The sequence below is a fragment of the Nostoc sp. JL33 genome (assembly GCF_017114985.1).
GTDB lineage: Bacteria > Cyanobacteriota > Cyanobacteriia > Cyanobacteriales > Nostocaceae > Nostoc.
This window is the reverse complement of sequence record NZ_JABXKP010000104.1, coordinates 45,372-70,050: the sequence shown is the minus strand read 5'-3', so window position 1 is coordinate 70,050 and position 24,679 is coordinate 45,372. Positions and strand designations below refer to the sequence as shown.

Here is a 24,679-nt window from a genome sequence, read left to right as displayed (position 1 = left end):
GTCAAACATTTTAGCAAAATCTTGCTAGACGCACAGATGCGGTAATTTCTTCAGATGTAAAAACCATTTGATTTTTGGCAGCATTAGCACCCAAAGCCGCAGTTGCTGTACCGATGATTCCTTCAAAAGTTATTTAAGCTAGTGGTGTGTCAGTGTTTACAGGGTGGTTCGATCAATAATCTCTACTGGGACTGAATTAGCTGAGTCAGTTTCAATACTCTTTGTTATGCCAACATCTCCAGTTTTCGCTGGCTTGTTGTCTGCAACGAAGCGTTCATCTAACCCCGCACTCTGATTAGTAGCTGATTTCACCTCTTGGGCTGTACCCTTAACTGCATTGGCTGTATCTTTTGCTGCATCTTTGACAGCTGGTTTGGCATCATCAACTGTCTCCTTAACTGCGTCCGCTACATTTTTGACAGCTGGTTTTACCTCTTGGGCTGCACCCTTAACTACATTGGCTGTATCTTTTGCTGCATCTTTGACAGCTGGCTTGACTTCCTCAACTGTTTCCTTAACTGCATCCGCTACATTTTTAACAGCTGGTTTTACCTCTTGGGCTGCACCCTTAACTGCATTGGCTGTATCTTTTGCTGCATCTTTGACAGTTGGCTTGACTTCCTCAACTGTCTCCTTAACTGCATCCGCTACATTTTTGATCGCTGGTTTTACCTCTTGGGCTGCACTCTTGACTGCATCAACTACAGATGGCTTGGTTTCCTCAACTGTATCCTTAACTGCGTCTATGACACCAACTACGGATGGCTTAACCTCTACGGCTGTATCTTTGACTACTCCACCGACATCTTCTACAGTGTGGCTAACAGTATCAGCTATACTCTTTGCTGCGTCTACTACACCTTCTACAGTCTCGTGAACAGCTTCAGATGTACCCTTACCAGCCAAAGCGCCCGCTACGGCGCCCGCTACCGCACCAAATACTCCTCCAACTCGACCACCAACTATACCACCAATCGCTGCGCCAGCTATACCAGCACCAATACCTGCTCCTGAAGATTGAGCATCGGTTTGCTCTTGATCTGGGTCGGTATTTTCGTCATACTTATCTGGTTGTTGCTTATTCTGAGTCACTATCGTCGTCTCCTTTATATTTGCAGTGTGCAGACAAAGAACTATGTTGGACTAGCCCTTTTAAGTTGCGTAAATAAATACCTTTTTAAACTCTTATTTCTGTGTTATCTGCGCCTAATAAGGTTAAATAAATTACTTTTAAACCGCAGAGGTATAGCGATTGTCAGTAGTAGCTACTGCATTCGGCGGGTTTTCCGACTTCAGGCAACTGTCGTCAAGTGGCGTTGATTTCCCTCTGTAACAACGCCACTTTGCACAACAGGATGAACCCTGCAAGCAAGTAGCTCAACTTTTCAAGACACAGAGATGTGAGAAAAAACAATTTTATTTTACAAGTCACCTTGAAAGGACTAGTAGTATATGTGTATTAAGTTTGGGAATGCTTATTTATGGCCACCAAACCATTTAGCCGCGATCGCGCACCAAAGCTGCTCCTACCACTGGATTGCTAAGAAACTTAAAAATCGCTGGTTGTTCAGCCATCACTTCTTGGAAGATATAAAGTATTTCCAGTAGAAGCAGGTAAAAAACTTGCTCCTACTAAGCTCAATTCAAAATGGGCATAATGAATGGGGCATTAAGTATCTATATCGATACTTGTCGAAGTAGGATTTTCAAGTCATCTAGTTACGAAAAAATCCCACAATCAAGGATGAAAATGTCTTTCCCCTACACCCCACGGGCAATCGCCCACAACTAGGGGATGAAAATAAATTCTCCCCTGCTCTTTAGCCTCTTTGATCAAGTTAAACTCGGTCAGTTTTATTGACTTTTAAAGTTCCATCAGTGTCAACGTCTAACTCTTCGCGTCGAATGGTTTCTTCAACCTCAACAATTTCTTTGTCTACAACTTTTTGCACTCTGACTTCTTCTCGCAAGAAAGCTTCTTTCTGGACATCTGCAACTTCTTCATAGATTTCTATGTGTGCTACTTCACCCTCGCGGAAGTTAGCTATTTCAGCAGACACAACTTTGCCTGCGTCTTCAGGAGTAACTCGCTCAATCACGACTCGCTCTTTTTCCACCGATACAGCAACTGTTGCAGTATCAGTTTCGACATGCTTACCAATCGCTACTTCTCCAGTTTTCCGGCGTTGTTTATTAGCAACCAGCCTTTCTTCATAGAGTTTGAAAGTTTGGTCTTCGTGAGCGCTGACATCATATAAATCTGGCTCTTGTGCGTAGGTGTAGTTGTTGCGATCAAGACTGGGAGTAGTGCGCCCAACTGTCGATCCTACATCCAGAGGTGCTGAACTTTCTACAGACGGTGTGCGATATCCTCCGCGCACCCGTTCTTCATAGTCGTAGTCAAGCGCTGTATGCTCATGATATTCAGGCAATTTTTCCGCTTGCTCTCTTGTCAGACCAACAACGTATACACGGTCTGCTGTAGAGTCAATACGCGATTTCCCTATTGGTAGTAATACTTTCTTGCCAAAAACCCAAACCCCTATGTCAACAATTAAATAGCGGAATGCTCCTTGGTCGTCTAAGACAGCATCAATTATTGTGCCAATCTTCTCATCGGTTCCCTGAACATACAGACCCATTCCTTTGATGTCTTTACCAATAGTATTATGGTAGTCTGTATCAAATTCACTTATTTTTTGGAGTGGCACTATTTTATTCTATTTCCTTAACTTTTACTGTCTGCTTTCTATAATATATAAAATTTAGTTGGTATAAATCCTCTCTCCAAAGATTGATTCAACCATTTTAAACTTTCATCAAAAGTAGTAATTAAATATACCTTAATCACGAAAAAATATGATCTTAAAAGAGTATTAGTGATCCAATAGCATTATTGATATTAACACATATATAACTAGATTTTTATGATATATGTGACTAGTTTGTAGCAATAAATGTCCTAATTTAAAAATATCTAAATATTATTAATTCCTAATAAATTTCTAAATAAATACTTCCCCCTGCTCCAAAGGAGTAATAAGACAAATCAACTATGCCCTAAATGATAAATTAGCTAAACTCAAACAAAATCACTCTTTATTAAGACTAAAAAACCTTGCTAATCAGGCAATGAGAAGTTTTTCATCTTCAGCTAATTCCGCTAACTCACTTGGGCGAACTTTGAGGAAAGTATCAGAAGTTACTGTAAAGACAAACATAATAATTAACCCTGAGATTATTAATAACTTAGAAACTTCAAACCTAAGAAGAGAGCCGCTACAGTTCCTGCAACAGAAATTTGTCCCTGAATAATTTTCTCTAAAACTGATTCTACCGGTATTAATACAACTTCAATTTCTTCTGTAATATCTAGTTGTTGCTCTCCAACTTTCCTCAGATTCTCTGCTAAAAATAAATGTATTTGATTCGTATCTTTACTCGGCTTATCGTATAGAGTTCCGATTTTTCTAACTTCTTGGGGAATATAACCCGTCTCTTCTGTAAGTTCTCTAATTGCTGCTACTTCGGCATTCTCTTTTGTGGGATCAAAATTCCCTGCTGGCAATTCTAAGAAAAATTCACCTACGGCATGTCTGTATTGCTGGACAAAAATTATCTCTTTGCTACTAGTTATAGGTAAAACCATCGCAACGTCTGGTTTAATACTAACAAAATAATCATCGATGATTTGACCATTGGGCAATTCTATTTCATCTTGCCTTACCTTACACCAGTAATGATCTAAGACCATTTTTGATTTTAAAGTTTTCCATTTTTTTAAGTTTGTCATAAATTAAGTAAAAAATAAAACTTTGTATAAAAAATTCAAAAATCAAGTAGTGAATGTAAAAAAGTATAACGGATACGTCCGATAATCTAAATTTTGAACTTACACTGACTTTTGTCATAACATAATATGCGGAATAAGTATGCAAATAAATGTAAAGTTATTTACAGTAAACAAGAGATTTCCGTTGACCATTAGTCGGGGTACAACGGCACAGACAACGAATGTATGGGTGCGGATATCAGATGATGGCATCGAAGGCTGGGGGGAAGCATCGCCGTTCGGTGTAGGTAATCATCGGCAATCAACTGATACGATCAAAGATGCTTTAGAGCAAGTTGTGCCACTGTTACAAACATTCAGCCCCTTACAACGACAGCAAATTGAGCAAGTTTTAACACAAACTCAGGTTCCTTCTGCTGTTAGAGCAGCCTTGGATATGGCAATGCACGATTGGTTGGGTAAGCGCGTAAAATTACCCTTGTGGCAAATTTGGGGACTCGATCGCAATCAAATAGTCCCGACTTCTGTCACAATTGGGATTAATTCGCCTGAAGGTGCTAGGGCCAGAGCGCGAGACTGGTTACAATTTACTGATGTCCGCCTTTTCAAGGTGAAGCTAGGTAGTCCAGATGGCATAGATGCAGATAAAAAAATGCTATTAGCAGTGCGAGAAGAAGCACCATTACCAGAATTATTTGTTGATGCCAACGGGGGTTGGAATTTGTCAGATGCGATCGCGATGTGCAATTGGCTGGCTGATTTAGGTATAAAGTATGTAGAACAGCCATTGCCACGGGGGCAGGAACCAAGTTTAGCAAAACTCAAAGAACACTCTCCCCTGCCCATCTTTGTCGATGAAAGTTGCTTCACAAGCTCCGATATTCCCGATTTGGCAAACTACGTGGATGGCATTAATATCAAACTGATGAAATCAGGGGGACTAACGGAGGCAATGCGAATGGTACATACAGCGCGAGCCTATGGATTGCAAGTAATGTTCGGTTGCTATTCTGACAGTTCGCTAGCGAATACAGCAGCATTACAGCTAGCACCACTAGCTGATTATCTAGATTTAGACAGTCACCTCAACTTAATCGATGATCCCTTTACGGGTGCATTGCTAAAACAAGGGAGAGTTTTGCCAAACGATTTACCAGGTTTGGGGGTACAACAGAGTGCGTCTACCACTTAATCAACGAGTAGCTATCTTGCTGCATGAGGGAATTACTGGGACTCACGGCAAAACGGGGCTAGCAATTTTACGCTACAGTGAAGCCCCAATCGTAGCTGTAATTGATCGCGAGTCTGCTGGCAAATCCCTACCAGAATTAACTGGCATCAAGCGTGATGTGCCAATTGTGGCATCGGTAGCCGCAGCCCTGGAGTACAAGCCGGAAGTTTTGGTAATTGGCATTGCCCCAGGAGGCGGCGCGATACCAGATGATTACTGGGATGAAATCAAAGAGGCTCTAGAAGCTGGGATGTCGCTGGTAAATGGTTTGCACACACCAATGGCAAACATACCAGAGTTAAATGCACTGCTCAAACCAGGACAATTAATTTGGGATGTACGGAAAGAGCCAGCTAATATAACTATTGCTAGTGGAATAGCACGCACACTTCCTTGTCGGCGGGTGTTGACAGTGGGAACTGACATGGCGATCGGTAAAATGTCAACTAGCCTAGAGTTACATTGGGCATCAAAACTACGGGGTTGGCGTTCAAAATTCCTCGCCACAGGTCAAACTGGGGTGATGTTAGAAGGGGACGGTGTGGCTTTAGATGCCGTGCGGGTAGACTTTGCCGCCGGTGCTGTGGAACAAATAGTCATGCGCTATGGCAAAAACTACGACATCTTGCACATTGAAGGACAAGGTTCACTGCTACACCCTGGTTCAACAGCAACTCTACCCCTAATCCGTGGTTCGCAACCAACCCAACTGGTGTTGGTACATCGGGCAGGACAAGTTCATATACGTAATCATCCCCATGTGCTAATTCCACCTTTACCAGAGGTAATCCGGCTTTATGAAACTGTCGCTAGTGGCGGTGGTGCGTTTGCAAGTGTTCCTGTAGTCGGTATAGGACTTAACACAGCCCATCTAGATGAATCTGCGGCTGAAGAAGCGATCGCTCAAACCATAGCAGAAACTGGGCTACCTTGCACCGATGTCGTGCGTTTTGATGCCAATGTGCTATTAGATGCAGTGATGAACAATTAGTAGCCTCTTTGCCTACTCCACTTTAGCCAAGCTTTAGTCATCTCCTTTACATTTCCCCTATATTCTGGAGGAACTCAAGATGTTCAGAGTAATTTCGAGAAAAAATTGCACAATGTGAATTTTGTTTAAAAGCGCAAAGTAACGCAGAGAGTATATTAACTTTGTATCCATGCTATCACTGCGATCGCCGGATTCGCGTCTGTATGTCGTCTGCCATTACAAGACAACCTTTCAACTTTTCTAAAGATTGCTCCTGTACAACACGAGACAAAATTTCTAGCACTGCTTGACGGCTACGGTTACGCGAACGCAATAGTAGAATTCCAGTATGAGTGCCTGGTGGAAAGCGGCGAATATCAGAAAAATCTAAATCAAGGGTGATAAAAAATCGTTCCTCAGCACAAACTTGCTCCCAAACAGTTTCATCATCAGCACCAGACAATCCTTCATCAGTCACACGGTCAGCGTTGTAACCAGCTTGTTGCAAAAACTCGACGTGGGTTTGTGCCATGTTCTCGTCCAGTTTCACTGTCATTTTATTCATCGCAGTGGCAACAATTCCTCTTCCCTGGTTAATTGGGCTGCATAAGCAATAGCTGCTCTAATATCTTCTAAAGCCAGTGGTGGATACTCTTGAATAATTTCCTCAAATGTCAGTCCCTCGGCAAAGTTATCAAGGATGACTGATACCATAATGCGTGTTCCTTTGATGCACGGTTTGCCGTGACATACATTCGGGTTTTGAGTAATGCGTTCTTGCCAGTTTGTCATGATTTTGAGTGCTTGTAATTAAGTTTAATTTTAGGCGTAGGCGTAGCCCGTCGTAGACATCGCTTTCTTTTTAGATAGGTTCTCCATCTTTTAGTGAGTATATATCTGGTTCATCGTTAAGAAACTGAAAGACTCCACCAGTTTGAGCAAGTTGCATTAAGTCACGGGTTGAAGGCTCTGATGAATTTAAAATTAATCTTTCTTCCAATAGCGATCGCTCCTCATCAGAGAGAGATAGAATAGCTTGCAACAGTGATTCAACAAGTTTAGTGTTCATCTTCAGTTATAGGATATTATGCCACTCTGTCATAATTATGACTGCTCACAAGTAAGGATTAATTTTAGGCGATCACGTCTTCACTGACTTCATAACAAGCTTTACATTATGCAAGTTTTAAAGTTTGGAAACGTTAGATAGGTTCTCTGTCTCGAAGCGTGTATAGATTTCCTTGTTCCTCAAGAAAGTTAAAGCTTCATCAGTCTGGGCAATGTGCTAAAAACTTAAATAGCTGATTGTACGCCAGCTGACTCATATCTAAACAGTAAAAATCTTTTTCGCCATCTTTAGTAATTTATCTCTCCTTTGTTGGAAGTTTTGCTTATCCCAGTCCAGAAATTTTGCTAGCTCTCGATTGAGTGTTACATTTGACTGCTCGTAAAGACTTTTCTTCTCAGCAAATGACTTATTACCTGCACTATTATTATTACGTCCAGGCCAAAAAGACAGATTCCCAATGTCATTCTTCACCAACTCAAGGTCTTCTATTACTGAAGCACTGCTAATATTCTGCGGATATATATGCTCTATGGTAACTTTGCTTAGATCAAAAATACTTATTTCATTTGGTTTTGGTTTACCATTAGCGCCATTAGAGTACCACTCAACATGATCCTCTAATGTAGTTAAAAAGTGTCTGATAATTATCTTTTTGGAAGAATTATCTTGATAACTTAATTTTTGTATTAATAGAGATTCAAAAGTTTCATCAGGAGCATACTTTTCCTGTACTGCTTTTAATTCATTTCTTAAAGTAGGAATTTTATATTCTTGCGGTGTTTGTCTAATCAACTTTGCGTGGTCATAATATATTGTAGATATTTTTTCAGCGTGCGCTCCTACAATAGTAATGTAGCGAAAAGCAAAGCGTTCTAGAATGTCTATAATTTCTATAAATTGCCTTTCCAAAAGACAATGGTATGCACTAAGCAAAAGTGGTATACAAAGTGTATGCCTTAATACTTTTATTAAACGTTGTAGTCTTTCCTGTTGCCAATCTGAAGCAGTAGCATCTCGATAAGGCCACCGTCGTTATGATATTTCTATAAAAACTTGTTGCTCATTTTTTATATCAGAAATAGTATGAGATAGTTTCTTCGCTTCTTCAGTTTCAGCAATCTCTAGAACAATTCCGGGTGGAAACTTAAATATATCATCTCGAAATGTATCTGCTAAATTTCTCTTGGCTGCACCCTTGCCCTGATGAGATGCATAGTAATTTCTAAAGAATTGCTCCACTTCTGTTGCTGGATAGCTAAGTATTGTGTCCCAGTTATCTTCTGCAAGTATTTGTTCTCTCTCGTGTTTTTCTAGTAATTCAAGAGTATCTGAGCGAAGTTTATTTCCATCACTCAACTCTCTACCTCTATCATTTAGTACCGCAAATAACCTGTAAGCTTCACTTCTATCCTCACTAACGATATAAATTACATAACAGTCCTCTATAACAGATTTTCGTAATTGTAGAAGAGAATTAAGTTTATCAGAGACGCTAGATTTACTAATATCATTCAGGATTTTAGCAATAAGATTTGTTCTAATAGAATCCCATGCAAATTGTAATTTTTTATGAGAATCTCGTGAACCTTTAGGACTGCGACCATTTATTAAGTCTTCAAAAAAAACATTATCGGCTTTTGAGAGAGTAAGACGAAGACGTGGCTGTAATTGGTTATTTATTACTTCTTTGTATTCTAAGTATTCATCTCTTGTTGTACTCGCATAAGATTGAGCCGCTTGCGAAGTTTCTGTATCTTTTTCAACTTTAGCTTCATTAGCAAGTGACTCGAATGCCTTAACAAGGGAAGCAATTGTCATTGTGAAAGTTGCTAGCCTTTGCTGCCCATCAACCAAATCATAAAGATTTCCTGTATAACTGTTGGGTATATGCTGTTTTATGCTTACTAAGCCACCAAAGAAATGTTTTCTTGGCTGACTAGGATTAATTTTTCTTGCATTATATAGCACCAGTAAATCTTTAATAAAATCATCAATTTCTTCTTGCTCCCAATCAAAAGCTCTTTGATATTTTGGTACTTTAAAAGGAATTCGACGACAAAACAAATCTCCTAATGATGTACTTTCAGGCTGCATAGTCATAGTTTTTATACAAAGCTGGTATCTTATTTTATTAATGTAACGAACGAGACGAAATTTTGTGTGTAGTTATTACTTAGACTTAGCAATAAAAATCCCCCACCTTGCGGCAGGGGATTTTTATTACTTATCTACAAAACTAGCAGCCGAACTAACCGAACTTACCAGCAGTAGAAGCAATCAAGAATGCGGCGTAGGTTAAGACATAGCCAACAGTGAAGTGAGCTAGACCAACTACACGACCTTGAACAATAGACAGAGCCACGGGCTTATCTTTCCAGCGAACTAGGTTAGCCAGAGGAGTGCGTTCGTGTGCCCAAACAAGGGTTTCAATCAACTCTTGCCAGTAACCTCTCCAGGAGATTAAGAACATGAAACCAGTAGCCCAAACTAGGTGTCCAAACAGGAACATCCAAGCCCAGACAGACAGGTTATTCACACCATAGGGGTTGTAACCGTTAATTAACTGAGCAGAGTTAGCCCAGAGGTAATCGCGGAACCAGCCCATGAGGTATGTAGAGTTCTCATTGAACTGAGCTACGTTGCCTTGCCAAATACCTAGATGCTTCCAATGCCAGTAGAAGGTAACCCAACCAAGGGTGTTGAGCATCCAGAATGTAGCGAGGTAGAAGGAATCCCAAGCTGAGATGTCGCAAGTACCGCCACGACCGGGGCCGTCGCAAGGGAAGGCATAGCCGAAGTCCTTTTTATCGGGCATCAGCTTAGAACCACGGGCATCCAAAGCACCTTTAACCAAGATCAAGGTGGTGGTGTGCAGACCCAAAGCGATCGCATGGTGTACCAAGAAGTCGCCAGGGCCAATTGTTAAGAACAGGGAGTTAGTACCAGCATTGATCGCATCTAGCCAGCCTGGTAACCAGACGTTAGCGTAGTTGGGCCATGCTGTGTAAGCAATACTATCTGGGTTAGATAGCAAGGTGTCTAAACCGTACAGTACTTTACCGTTAGCAGCTTGGACGAATTGAGCAAACACTGGCTCAATTAGGATTTGCTTCTCAGGAGTGCCGAAAGCAACCACTACGTCGTTGTGGACGTACAAACTGAGGGTGTGGAAGCCCAAGAAAAGGGATACCCAGCTGAGGTGGGAAATAATCGCTTCTTTGTGCTGAAGCACGCGCTCAAGAACGTTGCCCTTGTTTTGCTCTGGATCGTAATCACGTACCCAGAATATTGCTCCGTGAGCAAAAGCACCAAGTATTAGGAAACCAGCAATGTATTGATGGTGCGTGTACAGCGCTGCCTGAGTTGTGTAGTCCTTAGCGATAAATGCATAAGGAGGCATGGCGTACATGTGCTGTGCCACCAGAGAGGTGATGGTTCCCAGAGCAGCTAGGTGAATACCCAACTGGAAGTGCAGCGAATTGTTATAGGTGTCGTACAACCCTTGGTGAGGCAGGTTAAACTGACCTTCACTCTTGGTACCGGGTACTAAACCGGCTTTGGAGTTCAGCATTTCTTTGATGCTGTGACCAATTCCGAAGTTAGTCCGGTATTGGTGACCGGCAATTATGAAGATAACTGCGATCGCCAAGTGGTGATGAGCCATGTCAGTCAGCCACAAAGCTTCTGTCTGAGGATGGAAACCACCCAAGAAAGTCAGAATTGCAGTCCCTGCACCTTGGGATGTGCTGAATAGATGCCCCGGAGTGTCAGGGTTTTGAGCGTAAACACCCCAGTTACCTGTAAAGAAAGGTGTCAAACCTGCTGGGTGGGGTGGGGTGGATAGGAAGTTATCCCAACCTACGTGCTGTCCGCGAGATTCGGGGATAGCAACGTGAATTAAGTGACCAGCCCAAGCCAAAGAACTAACACCAAACAAACCTGCTAAGTGGTGGTTTAGCCGATGTTCAGCACTCTTAAACCATGCCAAGCTAGGACGGTACTTGGGTTGCAAGTGCAGCCAACCAGCAAACAAGAGGACAGCTGCGAACAATAACAGAAACACTGAACCTGTGTAAAGTTCACTGTTATTCCGCATACCGATGGTATACCACCAGTGGTACAGACCAGAGTAGCTAATGTTTACCGGATTACTAGCGCCCGCTTGCGTAAAAGCTTCGATCGCTGGTTTACCAAAGTGGGGGTCCCAAATCGCGTGAGCGATCGGACGGATATGAAGGGGATCTTTAATCCACTGTTCAAAGTTACCTTGCCAGGCTACGTGGAACAGGAGGCTCGATGCCCACAGGAAGATGATTGCCAAGTGACCGAAGTGAGTTGCGAAAATCTTTTGGTAAAGATTTTCTTCCGTCATGCCATCATGGGTTTCAAAATCGTTGCCTGTAGCGATCGCATACCATATCCGACGAGTCGTCGGGTCCTGTGCGAGATCCTGGCTAAATTTGGGAAATTTCGTCGCCATAGGTTTAATAAATCCTCTGACCTTTAGCCATCAAGTACCAGCTGGGATAGTTAGGAGTTATAAGTTGAAAGTTATGAGTTTTAAATTTTTATTCTTAACTCCTAACTCCTAACTCCTAACTCCTAACTTTTAGGAAGCTGATTGCTACCCTACTGAAAGGATGTGTGCATGGAAGAACGCCCAAGTTGTGGCAATTCCTCCCAAGAGGTAGTGAGCTACCCCTACAGCCCGACCCTGAATAATGCTCAGAGCGCGAGGCTGAATTGCTGGTGCTACCTTCAGTTTGTTATGCGCCCAAACTATGGACTCAATCAGTTCTTGCCAGTAGCCGCGACCACTGAACAGGAACATCAAGCTGAATGCCCAGACAAAGTGAGCGCCTAAGAAGAGTAGACCATAGGCAGATAGCGCACTGCCATAGGAATTGATGACTTGCGTAGCTTGCGCCCACAAGAAGTCTCGCAACCAACCGTTGATAGTAATGGCGCTTTGGGCAAAATTACCACCAGTGATATGAGTCACAACACCATCTGCATCTACGGTTCCCCAAACATCTGATTGCATCTTCCAGCTGAAGTGGAAAATTGCGATCGATATTGTGTTGTACATCCAGAAAAGTCCGAGGAACACATGGTCCCAACCAGATACTTGACAGGTGCCGCCACGACCAGGACCGTCGCAGGGAAAGCGGAAGCCCAGGTTTGCTTTATCTGGAATCAAACGAGAGCTACGGGCAAACAGTACACCTTTGAGCAGAATTAGGACAGTAACGTGTATTTGGAATGCGTGAATATGGTGGATTAAGAAGTCCGCCGTACCCAAAGCAATGGGCATCATCGCTACTTTACCGCCTACAGCCAAAATCCCACCGCCGAAAGCATAGCTAACGGGTTCTAGCGCATTGGGAGCAGTGCCACCAGGAGCTAGGGTGTGGATGTTTTGTACCCACTGAGCAAACACTGGCTGCAATTGAATTGCCGTATCAGAGAACATGTCTTGGGGACGTCCCAAGGCACGCATTGTATCGTTGTGGATGTAAAGCCCAAAGCTATGGAAGCCGAGGAAGATACATACCCAGTTAAGGTGAGAAATAATCGCATCTCGGTGACGAAGCACCCGATCCAGTAAGTTGTTTTGGTTCACAACCGGATCGTAATCCCGCACCATGAATATGGCAGCGTGAGCCGCACCGCCGACTATACAGAATGCACCAATCCACATGTGGTGGGTGAAAATGCACAACTGTGTAGCGTAGTCAGTTGCCAAATATGGATAGGGGGGCATCGCGTACATGTGATGTGCGACGATGATGGTCAGCGAACCCAAGAAGGCTAGGTTAGTAGCCAACTGAGCGTGCCAGGATGAGGTCAGGTTTTCGTAGAGACCTTTATGACCTTCACCAGTGAAAGGACCTTTATGGTTTTCCAGGATCTCTTTAATGCTGTGACCAATACCCCAGTTGGTACGATACTGGTGACCAGCAATGATAAAGATAACTGCGATCGCTAAGTGGTGATGGGAAATATCAGTCATCCACAAGCCGCCTGTTACCGGGTTCAGACCGCCCTTGAAGGTGAGGAAGTCAGCATACTGACCCCAGTTCAAGGTGAAGAAAGGTGCTAAACCAGCAGCAAAGCCAGGATACAACTCCGTCAACAAGTCTTTGTTCAAGATGAACTCGTGGGGCAAGGGTATGTCTTTGAGAGCAACGCCTGCATCCAAAAGCTTGTTGGTCGGTGCGGACACATGGATTAAGTGACCTGCCCATCCCAAGGAACCACAACCTAGCAATATTTGCAAGTGGTGATTCAGCATTGACTCCACATTCTGGAACCATTCCAGTTTGGGAGCGCGTTTGTGGTAATGGAACCAGCCGGCAAATAGTAATAAGCCTGCTAATACCAAGCCACCGATCGCAGTTACGTAAAGCTGGAACGAGTTTGTAATACCCCAGCCACGCCATACTTGGAACAAACCGGAGGTGATTTGAATACCGTGGAAACCACCGCCAACATCACCGTTTAAAATGTCTTGTCCCACAATGGGCCAAACGACCTGGGCACTAGGCTTAACGTTCAACGGGTCGCTTAACCAAGCTTCGTAGTTAGAAAACTTCGCGCCGTGGAAAATCATCCCGCTCAACCAAACCATCACTACGGCTAAGTGGCCGAAGTGGGCTGAGAATATCTTCCGGGATATGTCTTCTAAATCGCTTGTATGTGTATCAAAATCATGGGCGAGTGCGTGCAGGTTCCAAATCCATGTGGTGGTTTTGGGACCTCTGGCTAAGGATCTGTCAAAGTGTCCAGGTTGCGCCCATCTCTCGAATGAGGTTGGAACTGGGTCATTATCGACGATTACTCTTGCCTTTTTTTCCTCTCGCTCCGGAGGACTTATTGTCATTCGACCTCCTCTCTTGATAAGGAATGAGGAATCATGAATACCACAAAATTAACCATTACCGCAAATTCCAGAATTTTACTGAAGCCGCGATGAAGACCTATGTGGATTGTTGTTTCTCGTTGAATTATAGAGTCTTAACTTGTACATTGTTGGAGATACTTGGAGATATTTTAACAATAATTCAAACTTGGTCAAATATTGCTGGAATTCCTCCCTGATCTGGCTTGTAACTTCAAACTCTTTGTCCAAAAGTCAATATATTATTCATTTTATTTACAAAGAATAACAATTCGTAAAATTTATGATTGGGCTGTATATAGCCGATGTTCCAGCTTTATCTACGTGTCATGTTTTAATTGTTGTAAGTATAAACTTGTCAGCAATATGACTTATTTTAAAATTTCCTGAGATGCACAGAAAAACTTATGGGATGTGAGGCAGATTTCACCTTTTGGGCTATGGTTCCCTATGGACAGTTTGAGCCAAAATAATCTAGTCAATTGTCGAAGACTATTACTGGGTGCAACGCATGAACTCGTGGCAGAAAAGGGTATTAGAGAAGTTCCTCCCTGAGAGGTTCGGAATTTTCAGGTGGGTAATGACATTGGTGCTGGTATTAAGCTTGGCCAGTTGTGGCCAGAAAGCCGATAGCCAGGAAGTATCTATTGGCTATAGAGAAAACCCGCCACAGATTTCTCAAATTTCCAAGCAATTTTCGGAAGTTTCCCCGCCACCTGTGATCCAAGAACTGCAATCAATTTTGGAAGTTTATCAGCCACAGGTGAAAATTGTTACTCCACAACCTGATGAAGTTTTCCCAGATAACAAAATCACAGCCAGCTTTCAGGTTAAAGATCTACCAATATTTAAAGACCCACAATTGCAATTGGGCCCCCATCTCCACGTAATTCTGGATAACCAACCTTATATACCTGTTTACGACCTGAATCAGCCCTTGGTTTTGCCGGACTTGTCTCCAGGTACTCATACCCTGCGCGTCTTTGCCTCGCGTCCTTGGCATGAAAGCTTTAAAAATGAAGGCGCTTATGCCCAAGCAACATTTCACGTCTTCACCAAAACCGACGACAACAAGCCAGATCCCAACTTACCCCTGCTAACTTATAGCCGTCCTCAAAGTAGCTACGGAGCAGAACCAATCTTATTGGACTTTTACCTAACTAACGCTCCTCTGCACCTCGTCGGGAAGGACAACCCTAACGACAAATTTAGTGATTGGCGCATCCGCTCCACAATTAATGGTGAAAGTTTTATTTTCGATCGCTGGCAAGCAGTTTATCTCAAAGGGTTCCGTCCAGGAAAAAACTGGGTAAAGCTGGAATTCCTCGATAACCAGGGAAATCCTCTCAAAAATGCCTTTAATACCACAGTTAGACTCATTGACTACCAGCCAAAAGGTAAAGATACTTTGTCGAGAATTGTCAGAGGAGAAGTCACCGCAGATGAGGTGCGCCGCGTTGTAGACCAGAATTATACATTCACACCTACGCCCACGCCGTCTGTTGAAAAAACACCCCAAATCCAACCGAAAGTAGAAAAACAGCCGATTCCTGAAACTGAAATTCCAAAAGAATCCAAAACACAGCCAGAACAACCAAAATTAGAAGTTCCAACGGCTGTACCATCTCCCAGTTTGTCCCCGACACCACCAGAAATTATTCAGCCTCCAACACCAGAAACAATTACGCCAACTCCTGAATCAACGCCGTTACCTGAAAAAGTTGTGCCTCAGCCAACAAAACCTAGAGTTGGCGGATTTTTTAACCGTCGGGCGGGCAAGATAACCACCCCAGAAGCACCAGTTTCACCATCTCCTAGTTTGCCACCCACGCTGCCAGAGATTATTGAGTCTCCAGCACCAGAAACAATTACGCCAACACCAGAAGCAAAATCAGAGGTAACGCCAACTCCTGAATCAACACCTTTACCTAAAACAACCGCCCCCGATCTTGAAAAACCAGAATTAACCAAAGACGCTCAACTGTAACTCTTGCGCTAAAGCCTCAACAAATGCGATCGCTCCTACAGGATTTCCGATATTATCCAACCCAGGACTGTAGCAAGCGATCGCTCCTGAGCTTGGTACTATTGCTACAAGTCCACCACCAATCCCTGATTTCATCGGTAGACCAACTCTCACCCCAAACTGGGCAGAAGCTTCGTACAATCCACAAATTAACATCACAGCATTGACAATCCGGCGATTTTGTGCTTCTATACACCCATTTTTACAAGCTAGGAGTTTTCCCAATAGAGCTAAATCTTCAACTCGCCCAGATATACAGCATATTTGTTCGTAGGTGTCAAGTGCTGTTTCAATATTTTCTAGATGTCCGGCTTCGGCGAGATAATTAGCGATCGCTTGATTGGCTGTTGAGCGTGTTAATCGCACTGAAGCCAGCATTACCTCATCTAAAGATAGTTGGCAACCTGCTAATTGGTTGAGCCATTGACAAAATAAAAGAGTGCGTTGGCTAGCGTCCTTTCCTGGTAATTTATCAGACAGGGTAATTGCCCCACTATTAATCATCGGGTTGCGGGGGTGCCCGCGATCGCTAACTAATTGTTCTAAAGAATTGAAAGGTGCATCCGATGGTTCCACCCCAACCCACCCAAAAACTGTTTCGGCTCCTAGATGTTCTAGCAGATAAAGTAGAGAAAATGTCTTAATAACGCTCATTAGCGGGAAAACACAAGCTGTATCCCCAAAACTGATAGTTTTCCCTGATTCACAGCAGATGTGAACTGCAAACCAAGCAGGATTAGCTTTAGCTAATTGCGGAATGCGATCGGTAACTCTTCCCTGTTTAGCCTGAATTTTAGCTAGTTGCACCCAAGCTGATAAGTCCGTAGTAGTTAGTTTGCCAAGTGCTTTCAAAGTGTAAATTTTCTAAAAGTACATTTATTAGATAGTAACTAACAGTATATTCTGAAGCTCACCAAGACTTTTTAATAACGTAGAAACACGAAATTAAGGAGAAAAAATTTGTGAAACCGAATTTAAGAAAGTGTACAGCGATCGCAGTTGGATTCGTTGGCTCGCTGTTATGGGGAGCAACTTGCATTCTAGAAAATCAAAATGCTATTGCACAAGTAGGGGGAATGTTTATTAGAAACCAACTATCAAACAAGTGCATTGATGTACAGGGACAGCCTGGTACAGCTAATGGTGCGCGATTGATACTTTCTGATTGCGAAGTATCGGGATTTAGCAGTTTGGGTAGAATCACAGATCAGAAATGGGAATTTATTCGTGGAGGATTTATCAGGAATAAATTATCCAACAAATGCATTGATGTAGAGGGACAGCCTGGCACAGCTACTGGTGCGCCGTTGATACTTTCTGATTGCGAAGTATCTGGATTTAGCAGTACCTTTGAAGCCACAGATCAGAGGTGGGAATACATTGGTGCAGGATTTCTCAGAAATGGATTATCCGATAAATGCATTGCTGTATCTGGAGATCCTGGCACAGCTAATAATACGCCATTGGTACTTTCTGATTGTGAACTATCTGGATTTAGCAGTTCCAGTAAAAGCTCAGATCAGAGGTGGGGGTGGCAACCAAGTTTTTAACAATACTGCTTGAGTGGAACCGGATCAGCCGCCCACAGCGAAGGTAGATGATTTCGTAAATGCGTAACCAAAAAATTGCTACTATCAAATCTCTTTGTACCTACCCTACCCGTATGGGGAAGCAAGCTACGCGTAGCCTCTTTGATCCCAGAAGTTCTGATCTAAGGGACTTCCAAATAAAAAAATATCCAAAAATTTCTTGTGGTGCGGGCATCTTGCCCGCTAATCACCAAGGACGGGCTTTTCGGCCCATCCCACAAGATGGAATAATTTATTTTTTGGAGTTCCCTAAGAGGATATTTGAAAAGTATTTTTGGTAACATCAAAATCTCCCAACCGATTTCAAAGCCTCTCTCCCTGTCGGGGAGAGGTTTATAGTATACTTGACGACTTTTCAAACATCCTCTTAATTATGAATTATGAATTACGAATTATAAATTACCTATGATTCCCCGTGTCAGAGCGCCAGAATTACCGCAAAATTACTCTTGGCTCAACACTAACAAACCCTTATTTCTCAAAAAACTCAAGGGTAGAGTCGTAATTTTAGATTTTTGGACATACTGCTGTATCAATTGTCTGCATATTCTGCCAAACCTAAAATATTTAGAACAAAAATATAAAGATAGCCTTACCGTTATCGGCGTTCATTCTGCCAAATTTGACAACGAAAAAGAAACAGAAAATATTCGTCAAGCTATCCTGCGCTACGACATTGAACACCCAGTTGTAGTTGACAGAGATTTTCGGATTTGGCAAGAATATGCTGTGCGTGCTTGGCCCACGTTAATAATTATTGATCCAGAAGGTTACGTGATTGGCCAGATTTCTGGTGAAGGAAACCGTGACACTTTAGACGAGTTGATTCAAAAGTTAATTCAGCAACACCAAGACAAAGGCACAATTAATTTCCAAGAGTTCAGCTTAACTTTAGAAAAACAGCGCCAACCATTAATCACACCTCTAGCTTTTCCTGGTAAAGTTCTAGCTACTCCAACGGGTTTATTCATCGCTGACTCTGGACATCATCGCCTGGTTGTGAGTAGCTTCAACGGGGAAATTCTGCATTTAATTGGTACTGGAAAATCTGGCTTAACCGATGGTACTTTTAGCGAAGCACAATTTTTTGCACCACAGGGAATGGCATTTGATGCGGAAAATCAAATTCTCTACGTTGCTGATACAGAAAATCATACCCTACGGCGAGTTGATTTAAAGCGCCAAGTAGTCGAAGCGATCGCGGGAACTGGTGAACAAAGCCGCAATATCCATCCTCATGGCGGTGCTGGTTTAGAAACTGCGCTAAATTCTCCTTGGGATTTAGTGAAAGTGGGAAATACCTTGTTTATTGCAATGGCTGGGCCGCATCAAATTTGGCAAATGGATTTAAAAACTGGCATCATCAAAACTTATGCTGGTACTGGTGCAGAAGCTTGCATTGATGGTTCACTTACTGAATCTGCTTTTGCTCAACCTAGCGGTATTACTAATAATGGGCAAGAATTATATATTGCTGACAGTGAAGTTAGTTCAATTCGTGGTGTTGGAATTGTAGAACCGTACCAAGTGCGAACTGTTTGTGGTAGTGGGGGTTTATTTGGTTTTGGCGATGTAGATGGACAAGGTGAAGATGTCCGTTTCCAGCATTGTTTAGGAGTGGAATACGCTCAGAATTATCTCTGGGTGGCAGATACTTATAACCATAAAATTAAATTAGTTAGTCCCAGTGGCAATTGTCAAACAGTTTTGGGAAATGGTTCTGCGGGTTTAGAAGATGGTGAAGGTAAGAATAGCCGCTTTTTTGAACCTTCGGGGCTGAGTGCGATCTGCGCTTCGCAGCAGCGCTTCGCTATCGCTTCTTTTTTATATATTGCTGATACCAATAATCATGCTATCCGTCGCGTAGATTTAAATACCTTTGAGGTGACAACGCTGGAATTTACCGGTTTATGTGCGCCAGATGTTTGTATTCCGTCAAATTTATAAAATGATAATCTTACGCAAAGGCGCTGAGAAAAACTCTGCGTGCCTACGTAACATTTTTAATAATGATGTTGTAAAGCGATTATTTTTCGCGGAGTTAATGGCAGTGGTATTACTGAGACAATATTAACAAGTGTGGAGTAAAATAGTTGATTAGTATAAACTATCATACGGACACTTACTAAATTACATTGACTAGTAGGATAAACATTCACTAACTTGATTAGGACTTACGACCATACATATGTAGTATAGGGAATTTGGACTTTTGAGCCTATTTAATAAAGTTTAAGGGTTTAATTTCCCTGCCTAAGAAGGGCAGCACATTTTAATACCTAATTAAAATCCCCGTTACAAAACGTAATTGCGAATTGTTTAATACCGAACACAGTCAATATGCGATCAAATCAGGGTTGTGTTCAGCGCCTGAAACGTTCATTTCGCGTAACACATATTATGCTTAATTTGTACAGTGCGTAAGCCCTCTTCATATCAACAAAATTGCAGAATAAGCTGAGAGCAAGCTTAAATTATCAAGTTGGTATTGTCCACTCGCAATTAACTACATTGATATGAATAATAAATTCATGACTCTAGACTGTGACGATGATGTTGTACTCTTGCAGAAAGAAACTTTTAAAGTCAGCAGATTAAAGGAATTAGTTCGGGAACAGATTTGCAGCAAGTGGGAACGTCATGGTGCTTATGATTACTCGACTCAAAAGGCTGACACTACAATTTATGAATTTTTAAAACAAATATCTGTTAGTCAAGAGACTATCAAAATAGATGAAATTAAATTGAATTTGATTGTAGATTGTCAGATACTTAAAATTAGCGGTAAAGGCTGGCAGAAAGGAAAACTAAAAATTCAAATATACATATCAAATGTCAGCGCAAATAAATATACATTATCTCTTGAATTTTGTCTTGATGAATCCGATGAACCGGAATCACCTTTAGATGATTTTCGGAAAATGATACAAGCAACATGAATACTATCCTCCACATCACCAAACGCCAACAATGGGAACAAGCAAAAGATTTGGGCAGCTATCGCGCTGATTCAATCGATTCTGAAGGCTTTATCCACTGTTCAAAGTCAACGCAAATAGTCAAAGTTTCAAATACATTTTTTAGTAATCAAAAAGAATTGGTACTACTTTTTATTGATTCTGATAAAATCCAAGCTGAAATTCGCTATGAACCTGCTGAAATAGGCGAATTATTTCCTCATGTTTATGGTGAGTTAAATATTGATGCTGTGTATCAGGTGATTGATTTTGAAGTTGGGAAAGATGGGTTTTTTGAGTTGTCGCAAGAAGTTATAAATTTAGAATTATGAACCGCAGAGGCGCGGAGGACACGGAGGAGGAGAGATGAAGAGAATTTATGCGATCGCATTTTGGCTAGGGCGTTTGTTACATCGAATTTGAGAAAATTCCAGGGTAAGCTCATCTCAAATTTTAGTAAAATGAAATTATTTAACAACTAACATCCTATGGTTACTCTTCAACTCAAACAAATTCGAGTTCCACCAGGGGAAAGAATAATCCTGGAAGATGTGAGTTGGCAAGTATTTGAAGCAATTATCAATGAGTTAGGAGAGCATCGCGGGAGTCGAGTAGCATACAGCCAAGGAACGTTAGAAATTATGGCTCCATTACCAGAACATGAGCGATCTAAGGTAATTATTGGAGATTTAGTGAAAGCCTTGCTAGATGAACTCGATCTCAATTGGGAGTCTTTAGGTTCAACTACCTTTAAGCGAAAAGATATAAGTGCAGGTATTGAACCCGATGATTGTTTTTATATTCAAAACTATAAGCTAATGATTGGGAAAGATAGAATCGACCTAACTGTTGACCCTCCTCCTGATTTGGCGATTGAAATTGATGTCACCTCTAAAACCCAAATTAGTGCCTACGAGGCGTTGAAAGTACCTGAAATTTGGCGATATGAAAGCAAAAACCTAGAAATTAGCTTGCTGCAAGGTGAGCAATATGTAAAGTCTCTCATCAGCCCCACATTTCCCACTTTTTCGATCACGGAACTTATTCCCCAGTTTGTGGAAATGGCGCGAACTACAGGAATGAGTTCAACACTTAAAGCCTTTCGACAATCGGTAAGAGAACAAATACAAGACAGCTAGGGCAATAGAATTCTCGGCTACACAAACTTTCGTCCGCCTGCGTGGACTAAGGTTTTGCTTGTATAGACGCGGTTTCTAACCGCCCTTTTAAAGGATTCCGCGCTTTACTTAAAGAACGGGGAATTAATATAGAGCAATTGTGAGCGAATTTAATTTACAAATCAGAGAAAATAGCGAACGCTTGTCTTCTCATATAGAGGATGCTGCACCTAGCTTGCTTCCCCTTGGGAGTATGATACACTGCGTCAACACTTCATGCGATCGCCTTGACCGTTACCTTTCCCAAGAATTACCAGACTTATCCCGTTCCCGCATCCAACAGTTAATCGAACAGGGTAACGTTCAACTTAACGACAAAGTTTGCACATCTAAAAAGATTAATGTCAAGGTAGGCGATCGCATCACTCTCAAAATACCAGAAGCGCAACCTTTAGAACTGCTAGCAGAAGATATCCCCTTAGATATCCTCTACGAAGACGACCAGTTACTTATTCTCAACAAACCCGCAGGCTTAGTTGTCCATCCCGCACCCGGTCATCCAGATGGCACTTTGGTAAATGCCCTATTAGCTCACTGTCCCAATTTACCAGGAATTGGCGGAGTCCAACGTCCGGGAATTGTGCATCGATTAGATAAGGATACAACGGGGGCGATCGCGATCGCTAAAACAGATATTGCCCATCATCACCTACAAGCACAACTCAAAGCAAAAACCGCACGGCGAGAATACTTGGGCGTAGTTTACGGTGCGCCAAAAACTGAAAGTGGCACAATTGACTTACCCATTGGTCGCCATCCCCAAGACCGCAAAAAAATGGCTATCATGCCTGTTGAACAAGGCGGACGATCTGCCGTCACTCATTGGCAAGTACTAGAACGCCTCGGTAACTTCACCTTAATTCACTTTCAACTAGAAACTGGACGCACCCATCAAATTCGCGTCCACAGCGCCAAAATGGGTCATCCCATTGTCGGCGACCCAGTTTATAGTTCTGGTCATTCAGTCGGGGTAAATTTGCCCGGTCAAGCACTGCACGCTTGGCGACTAAAATTGCAACATCCCGTATCTGGGGAATTGATTGAGGTGACAGCTACTCCTCCCGCCCACTTTACAAAACTTTTGGAGATGTTAAAAAGACGAACTACACTTTAAGCTCATCCCACGCCTGAAAGCATCACCATTTCACAGACATTTAGGAATAAGAATTAAATAACATACAATTTATGTCCCTGGTTTACCTCACCCTCAATCCCTCTGCTTATAAAGGAGAGGGAAGCTAGAGACAGGATGAAGTTTTCCATTTTATTTAATCTACGTTCCTTAGCAATTGAGAAAAAAACCATGCCCAATGCCCAATGCCCAATACCCCTTAACAACTAGCGTGCATCAGACATGGGATAGAGTCTGTTCCACTAGTTCTACCTAAATGAAACTCCTACATAACCCAAGACTTATGCACGCTATAAAATGATCAAATCGATGTACTAGCCAGCCTCTGACCAAAAATTGTTATTTAATTCCTGCCAGTTGCCGATAAGGTACAGACTTTTCGATATCGATGTTGAATGACGAGATCCTTTGTGGAGGATTGCCAGTTGCATTGACACTTTGTGCCATAGACAAGAATAGAGCCGGATCGCCAGCCTTGGGCTTTTGCTCTTGTGGGAGGAATCTGCGTACTTCGACCTGCCAAATAATTTGGGGGAAATTCAGTTTGGCACGGTGGTAAGCTTCGTATCGCGGAGATTTGATGTTGAATGGCAACTCACCCTCTGATTGGGATGGCAGTATGCGACGGCGCTGATAAGGTACTGTGGAGTCTCCAAAATTGCTCAGGTACTCTTCAGTGTTGAGGACTTCATCAACAAAGCCTCTAATACCCTTGGTAGCGACTACAATTGACCAGGCAATTTTTTCCCGCTCACTGTATGGGTCACGCCCTAGAACGCGCTGGATTACTTGCTCAACAAAACGATAATTATTGTTGAGGTCGTAAAAGCTTTTCTTAAAGGTATTGGAAAGCAGCAACCCACGAATAAAGTCCCGCACTGTAATCTGTCCATTACGGAGTTGGGACTCTAAAAATGTTTCGCGATCGGCAGCAAAGGCATGAAAGAAAATTTGACGATATGCTGTTTCGATCAGAACATCTAAATCTGACGGAGAAAGCAGATTGTCTGTACTAAAAATCCTGGGCTGTTCATCACCCGGTACTTCATATGCAGCTACACGCTGGTTTTGACTTGAAGGGTCATATGTTAACAGAGGAATTGCCACTCTAAAGCCTCCATGTTTCTTAATTAAACTTAACAACTGTGAAGTACCCAGCGCTGATTCGGAGTACCAAATACAGCGAGGGCTTCCTGTCTCATAGGCAGATGCCACGTTAGGTACACTCATCAATGAGTGCCCGGAACCAAATCCGGTGATGGTCTTACTCTGCCTCTCTACTGTTACCAGCTTTATCCTCACTTTATGAGGAACCCAGGCAGCCGCCCTGCTTCCCAAGGCAGTTATTGATTTTTGTTTTGAGGTTCACCCTTCGGCTTCGGGAGTGACGCTACGCATAGTCGCTACCGCTAGCGCTAACGGACTCGACGGAAACCGCCAGACGCTCGCTAACGCTTTTTTTAGCGTCTCCCCTTCTCCCTCACGCGAGAGGCTAGCGTCTGCCGTAGGATACCCGAAAGGCTGTAGGGAGAAGACTCCGACTCACTCACGATGATCATCTAAGAATCAGCGGGTAATCCCATTCCCTTTTCTCAATTTAAGTATTAGTAGGAAAAACGATTAGCCTACTGGATTTAACTGATAGCTAATTAAAAAAGGGAGTGGGGCTTGTAGCTTAATGATCATGTAAATGACTAAAAAACTTTGTTCACATATTTTAGATTAGGAGATTCAGTTTCACCTTTTTCAACTGAAGCAATAACTTTTAACATTTAGCAAAAGAAATTAATGGGGAATTGGGAATGGAACATTGAAAAAACTTCATTTCCTGAT

The 24,679-nt window shown here is 42.4% G+C and carries 22 protein-coding genes; 10 read left to right on the top strand and 12 right to left on the bottom strand.

Annotated features, from left to right (window positions below):
- Positions 1 to 156 precede the first annotated feature (156 nt).
- Positions 157 to 1,092, bottom strand: a complete 936-nt coding sequence (locus HWQ23_RS32325; RefSeq protein ID WP_292837816.1) for a hypothetical protein — start codon at positions 1,090 to 1,092, stop codon at positions 157 to 159.
- A 360-nt stretch (positions 1,093 to 1,452) separates the two neighbouring features.
- Between HWQ23_RS32325 and HWQ23_RS32320 the strand changes: the two genes are divergently transcribed.
- Positions 1,453 to 1,608 carry a hypothetical protein gene (locus HWQ23_RS32320; protein ID WP_292837994.1) on the top strand — a complete coding sequence of 52 codons (156 nt, stop codon included), beginning with the start codon at positions 1,453 to 1,455 and terminating at the stop codon, positions 1,606 to 1,608.
- Between the two features lie 230 nt (positions 1,609 to 1,838).
- Here HWQ23_RS32320 and HWQ23_RS32315 read toward each other — a convergent pair whose 3' ends face one another.
- Together HWQ23_RS32315 and HWQ23_RS32310 are read right to left on the bottom strand one after the other, a co-directional pair.
- Complete coding sequence (locus HWQ23_RS32315; RefSeq protein WP_292837814.1) at positions 1,839 to 2,711, bottom strand: DUF2382 domain-containing protein; 873 nt, start codon at positions 2,709 to 2,711, stop codon at positions 1,839 to 1,841.
- A gap of 530 nt (positions 2,712 to 3,241) precedes the next feature.
- Complete coding sequence (locus tag HWQ23_RS32310; RefSeq protein ID WP_292837812.1) at positions 3,242 to 3,793, bottom strand: NUDIX hydrolase; 552 nt, start codon at positions 3,791 to 3,793, stop codon at positions 3,242 to 3,244.
- A gap of 139 nt (positions 3,794 to 3,932) precedes the next feature.
- On the opposite strand from HWQ23_RS32310, the gene HWQ23_RS32305 reads away from it, so the two are divergent.
- Together HWQ23_RS32305 and HWQ23_RS32300 are read left to right on the top strand one after the other, a co-directional pair.
- Positions 3,933 to 4,985 carry a dipeptide epimerase gene (locus HWQ23_RS32305; RefSeq protein WP_292837810.1) on the top strand — a complete coding sequence of 351 codons (1,053 nt, stop codon included), beginning with the start codon at positions 3,933 to 3,935 and terminating at the stop codon, positions 4,983 to 4,985.
- Complete coding sequence (locus HWQ23_RS32300; RefSeq protein WP_292837808.1) at positions 4,969 to 6,015, top strand: N-acetyltransferase DgcN family protein; 1,047 nt, start codon at positions 4,969 to 4,971, stop codon at positions 6,013 to 6,015. Before HWQ23_RS32305 ends, HWQ23_RS32300 begins: the two co-directional genes overlap by 17 nt.
- A 175-nt stretch (positions 6,016 to 6,190) precedes the next feature.
- Here HWQ23_RS32300 and HWQ23_RS32295 read toward each other — a convergent pair whose 3' ends face one another.
- The 7 genes from HWQ23_RS32295 to psaA form a co-directional block, all read right to left on the bottom strand.
- Positions 6,191 to 6,550 carry a DUF5615 family PIN-like protein gene (locus tag HWQ23_RS32295; protein ID WP_292837806.1) on the bottom strand — a complete coding sequence of 120 codons (360 nt, stop codon included), beginning with the start codon at positions 6,548 to 6,550 and terminating at the stop codon, positions 6,191 to 6,193.
- A gap of 5 nt (positions 6,551 to 6,555) precedes the next feature.
- Positions 6,556 to 6,786: a DUF433 domain-containing protein gene (locus HWQ23_RS32290; RefSeq protein WP_118169120.1), complete on the bottom strand. Its 231-nt coding sequence runs from the start codon at positions 6,784 to 6,786 to the stop codon at positions 6,556 to 6,558.
- Between the two features lie 70 nt (positions 6,787 to 6,856).
- Complete coding sequence (locus tag HWQ23_RS32285; RefSeq protein ID WP_292837803.1) at positions 6,857 to 7,063, bottom strand: hypothetical protein; 207 nt, start codon at positions 7,061 to 7,063, stop codon at positions 6,857 to 6,859.
- A gap of 258 nt (positions 7,064 to 7,321) precedes the next feature.
- On the bottom strand, positions 7,322 to 7,972 hold the full coding sequence (locus HWQ23_RS32280) for an HNH endonuclease family protein (RefSeq protein WP_292837801.1): 651 nt from the start codon (positions 7,970 to 7,972) through the stop codon (positions 7,322 to 7,324).
- 123 nt (positions 7,973 to 8,095) lie between these two features.
- The gene (locus HWQ23_RS32275; protein WP_292837799.1) at positions 8,096 to 9,157 is read right to left on the bottom strand and encodes a DUF262 domain-containing protein; all 1,062 of its coding nucleotides are present in this window, start codon (positions 9,155 to 9,157) and stop codon (positions 8,096 to 8,098) included.
- A gap of 154 nt (positions 9,158 to 9,311) precedes the next feature.
- The gene (gene psaB / locus HWQ23_RS32270) at positions 9,312 to 11,543 is read right to left on the bottom strand and encodes a photosystem I core protein PsaB (RefSeq protein WP_292837797.1); all 2,232 of its coding nucleotides are present in this window, start codon (positions 11,541 to 11,543) and stop codon (positions 9,312 to 9,314) included.
- Between the two features lie 144 nt (positions 11,544 to 11,687).
- On the bottom strand, positions 11,688 to 13,946 hold the full coding sequence (gene psaA / locus HWQ23_RS32265; RefSeq protein WP_292837795.1) for a photosystem I core protein PsaA: 2,259 nt from the start codon (positions 13,944 to 13,946) through the stop codon (positions 11,688 to 11,690).
- A 529-nt stretch (positions 13,947 to 14,475) separates the two neighbouring features.
- Between psaA and HWQ23_RS32260 the strand changes: the two genes are divergently transcribed.
- Positions 14,476 to 15,951: a hypothetical protein gene (locus tag HWQ23_RS32260; protein ID WP_292837793.1), complete on the top strand. Its 1,476-nt coding sequence runs from the start codon at positions 14,476 to 14,478 to the stop codon at positions 15,949 to 15,951.
- Here HWQ23_RS32260 and glsA read toward each other — a convergent pair.
- The gene (glsA, locus tag HWQ23_RS32255; protein ID WP_292837791.1) at positions 15,928 to 16,842 is read right to left on the bottom strand and encodes a glutaminase A; all 915 of its coding nucleotides are present in this window, start codon (positions 16,840 to 16,842) and stop codon (positions 15,928 to 15,930) included. The genes HWQ23_RS32260 and glsA overlap by 24 nt on opposite strands.
- Before the next feature lie 110 nt (positions 16,843 to 16,952).
- On the opposite strand from glsA, the gene HWQ23_RS32250 reads away from it, so the two are divergent.
- The 6 genes from HWQ23_RS32250 to HWQ23_RS32225 all read left to right on the top strand — a co-directional run bounded on the left by HWQ23_RS32250 (position 16,953) and on the right by HWQ23_RS32225 (position 22,828).
- Positions 16,953 to 17,540, top strand: a complete 588-nt coding sequence (locus HWQ23_RS32250) for an RICIN domain-containing protein (RefSeq protein ID WP_292837789.1) — start codon at positions 16,953 to 16,955, stop codon at positions 17,538 to 17,540.
- A 444-nt stretch (positions 17,541 to 17,984) separates the two neighbouring features.
- Positions 17,985 to 19,526 (top strand): thioredoxin-like domain-containing protein, encoded by a 1,542-nt coding sequence (locus HWQ23_RS32245; protein ID WP_292837787.1) that lies wholly within the window; start codon positions 17,985 to 17,987, stop codon positions 19,524 to 19,526.
- A 569-nt stretch (positions 19,527 to 20,095) separates the two neighbouring features.
- A complete protein-coding gene (locus tag HWQ23_RS32240; RefSeq protein WP_292837785.1) occupies positions 20,096 to 20,518 on the top strand; it encodes a KGK domain-containing protein in 423 nt (140 codons plus the stop codon).
- Positions 20,515 to 20,868: a DUF952 domain-containing protein gene (locus HWQ23_RS32235; RefSeq protein ID WP_292837783.1), complete on the top strand. Its 354-nt coding sequence runs from the start codon at positions 20,515 to 20,517 to the stop codon at positions 20,866 to 20,868. Before HWQ23_RS32240 ends, HWQ23_RS32235 begins: the two co-directional genes overlap by 4 nt.
- A 156-nt stretch (positions 20,869 to 21,024) precedes the next feature.
- Entirely contained in the window at positions 21,025 to 21,675 is a 651-nt protein-coding gene (locus HWQ23_RS32230) for a Uma2 family endonuclease (protein WP_292837781.1), read from the top strand.
- A 232-nt stretch (positions 21,676 to 21,907) separates the two neighbouring features.
- Positions 21,908 to 22,828, top strand: a complete 921-nt coding sequence (locus HWQ23_RS32225; protein ID WP_292837982.1) for an RluA family pseudouridine synthase — start codon at positions 21,908 to 21,910, stop codon at positions 22,826 to 22,828.
- A 357-nt stretch (positions 22,829 to 23,185) separates the two neighbouring features.
- On the opposite strand, the gene HWQ23_RS32220 is transcribed toward HWQ23_RS32225, so the two are convergent.
- Complete coding sequence (locus tag HWQ23_RS32220; RefSeq protein WP_292837980.1) at positions 23,186 to 23,953, bottom strand: phycobilisome rod-core linker polypeptide; 768 nt, start codon at positions 23,951 to 23,953, stop codon at positions 23,186 to 23,188.
- Between the last annotated feature and the right edge of the window lie 726 nt (positions 23,954 to 24,679).

Bases quoted from the DNA above. Each gene is read 5' to 3' on its own strand.
- HWQ23_RS32320 (WP_292837994.1), top strand. From the start codon at position 1,453: ATGTGTATTAAGTTTGGGAATGCTTATTTATGGCCACCAAACCATTTA.
- HWQ23_RS32305 (WP_292837810.1), top strand. From the start codon at position 3,933: ATGCAAATAAATGTAAAGTTATTTACAGTAAACAAGAGATTTCCGTTG.
- HWQ23_RS32275 (WP_292837799.1), bottom strand. From the start codon at position 9,157: ATGCAGCCTGAAAGTACATCATTAGGAGATTTGTTTTGTCGTCGAATT.
- HWQ23_RS32295 (WP_292837806.1), bottom strand. From the start codon at position 6,550: ATGACAGTGAAACTGGACGAGAACATGGCACAAACCCACGTCGAGTTT.
- HWQ23_RS32260 (WP_292837793.1), top strand. From the start codon at position 14,476: ATGAACTCGTGGCAGAAAAGGGTATTAGAGAAGTTCCTCCCTGAGAGG.
- HWQ23_RS32235 (WP_292837783.1), top strand. From the start codon at position 20,515: ATGAATACTATCCTCCACATCACCAAACGCCAACAATGGGAACAAGCA.
- HWQ23_RS32310 (WP_292837812.1), bottom strand. From the start codon at position 3,793: ATGACAAACTTAAAAAAATGGAAAACTTTAAAATCAAAAATGGTCTTA.
- HWQ23_RS32245 (WP_292837787.1), top strand. From the start codon at position 17,985: ATGATTCCCCGTGTCAGAGCGCCAGAATTACCGCAAAATTACTCTTGG.
- HWQ23_RS32230 (WP_292837781.1), top strand. From the start codon at position 21,025: ATGGTTACTCTTCAACTCAAACAAATTCGAGTTCCACCAGGGGAAAGA.
- HWQ23_RS32290 (WP_118169120.1), bottom strand. From the start codon at position 6,786: ATGACAAACTGGCAAGAACGCATTACTCAAAACCCGAATGTATGTCAC.
- psaA (WP_292837795.1), bottom strand. From the start codon at position 13,946: ATGACAATAAGTCCTCCGGAGCGAGAGGAAAAAAAGGCAAGAGTAATC.
- HWQ23_RS32285 (WP_292837803.1), bottom strand. From the start codon at position 7,063: ATGAACACTAAACTTGTTGAATCACTGTTGCAAGCTATTCTATCTCTC.
- psaB (WP_292837797.1), bottom strand. From the start codon at position 11,543: ATGGCGACGAAATTTCCCAAATTTAGCCAGGATCTCGCACAGGACCCG.
- HWQ23_RS32225 (WP_292837982.1), top strand. From the start codon at position 21,908: ATGATACACTGCGTCAACACTTCATGCGATCGCCTTGACCGTTACCTT.
- HWQ23_RS32240 (WP_292837785.1), top strand. From the start codon at position 20,096: ATGAATAATAAATTCATGACTCTAGACTGTGACGATGATGTTGTACTC.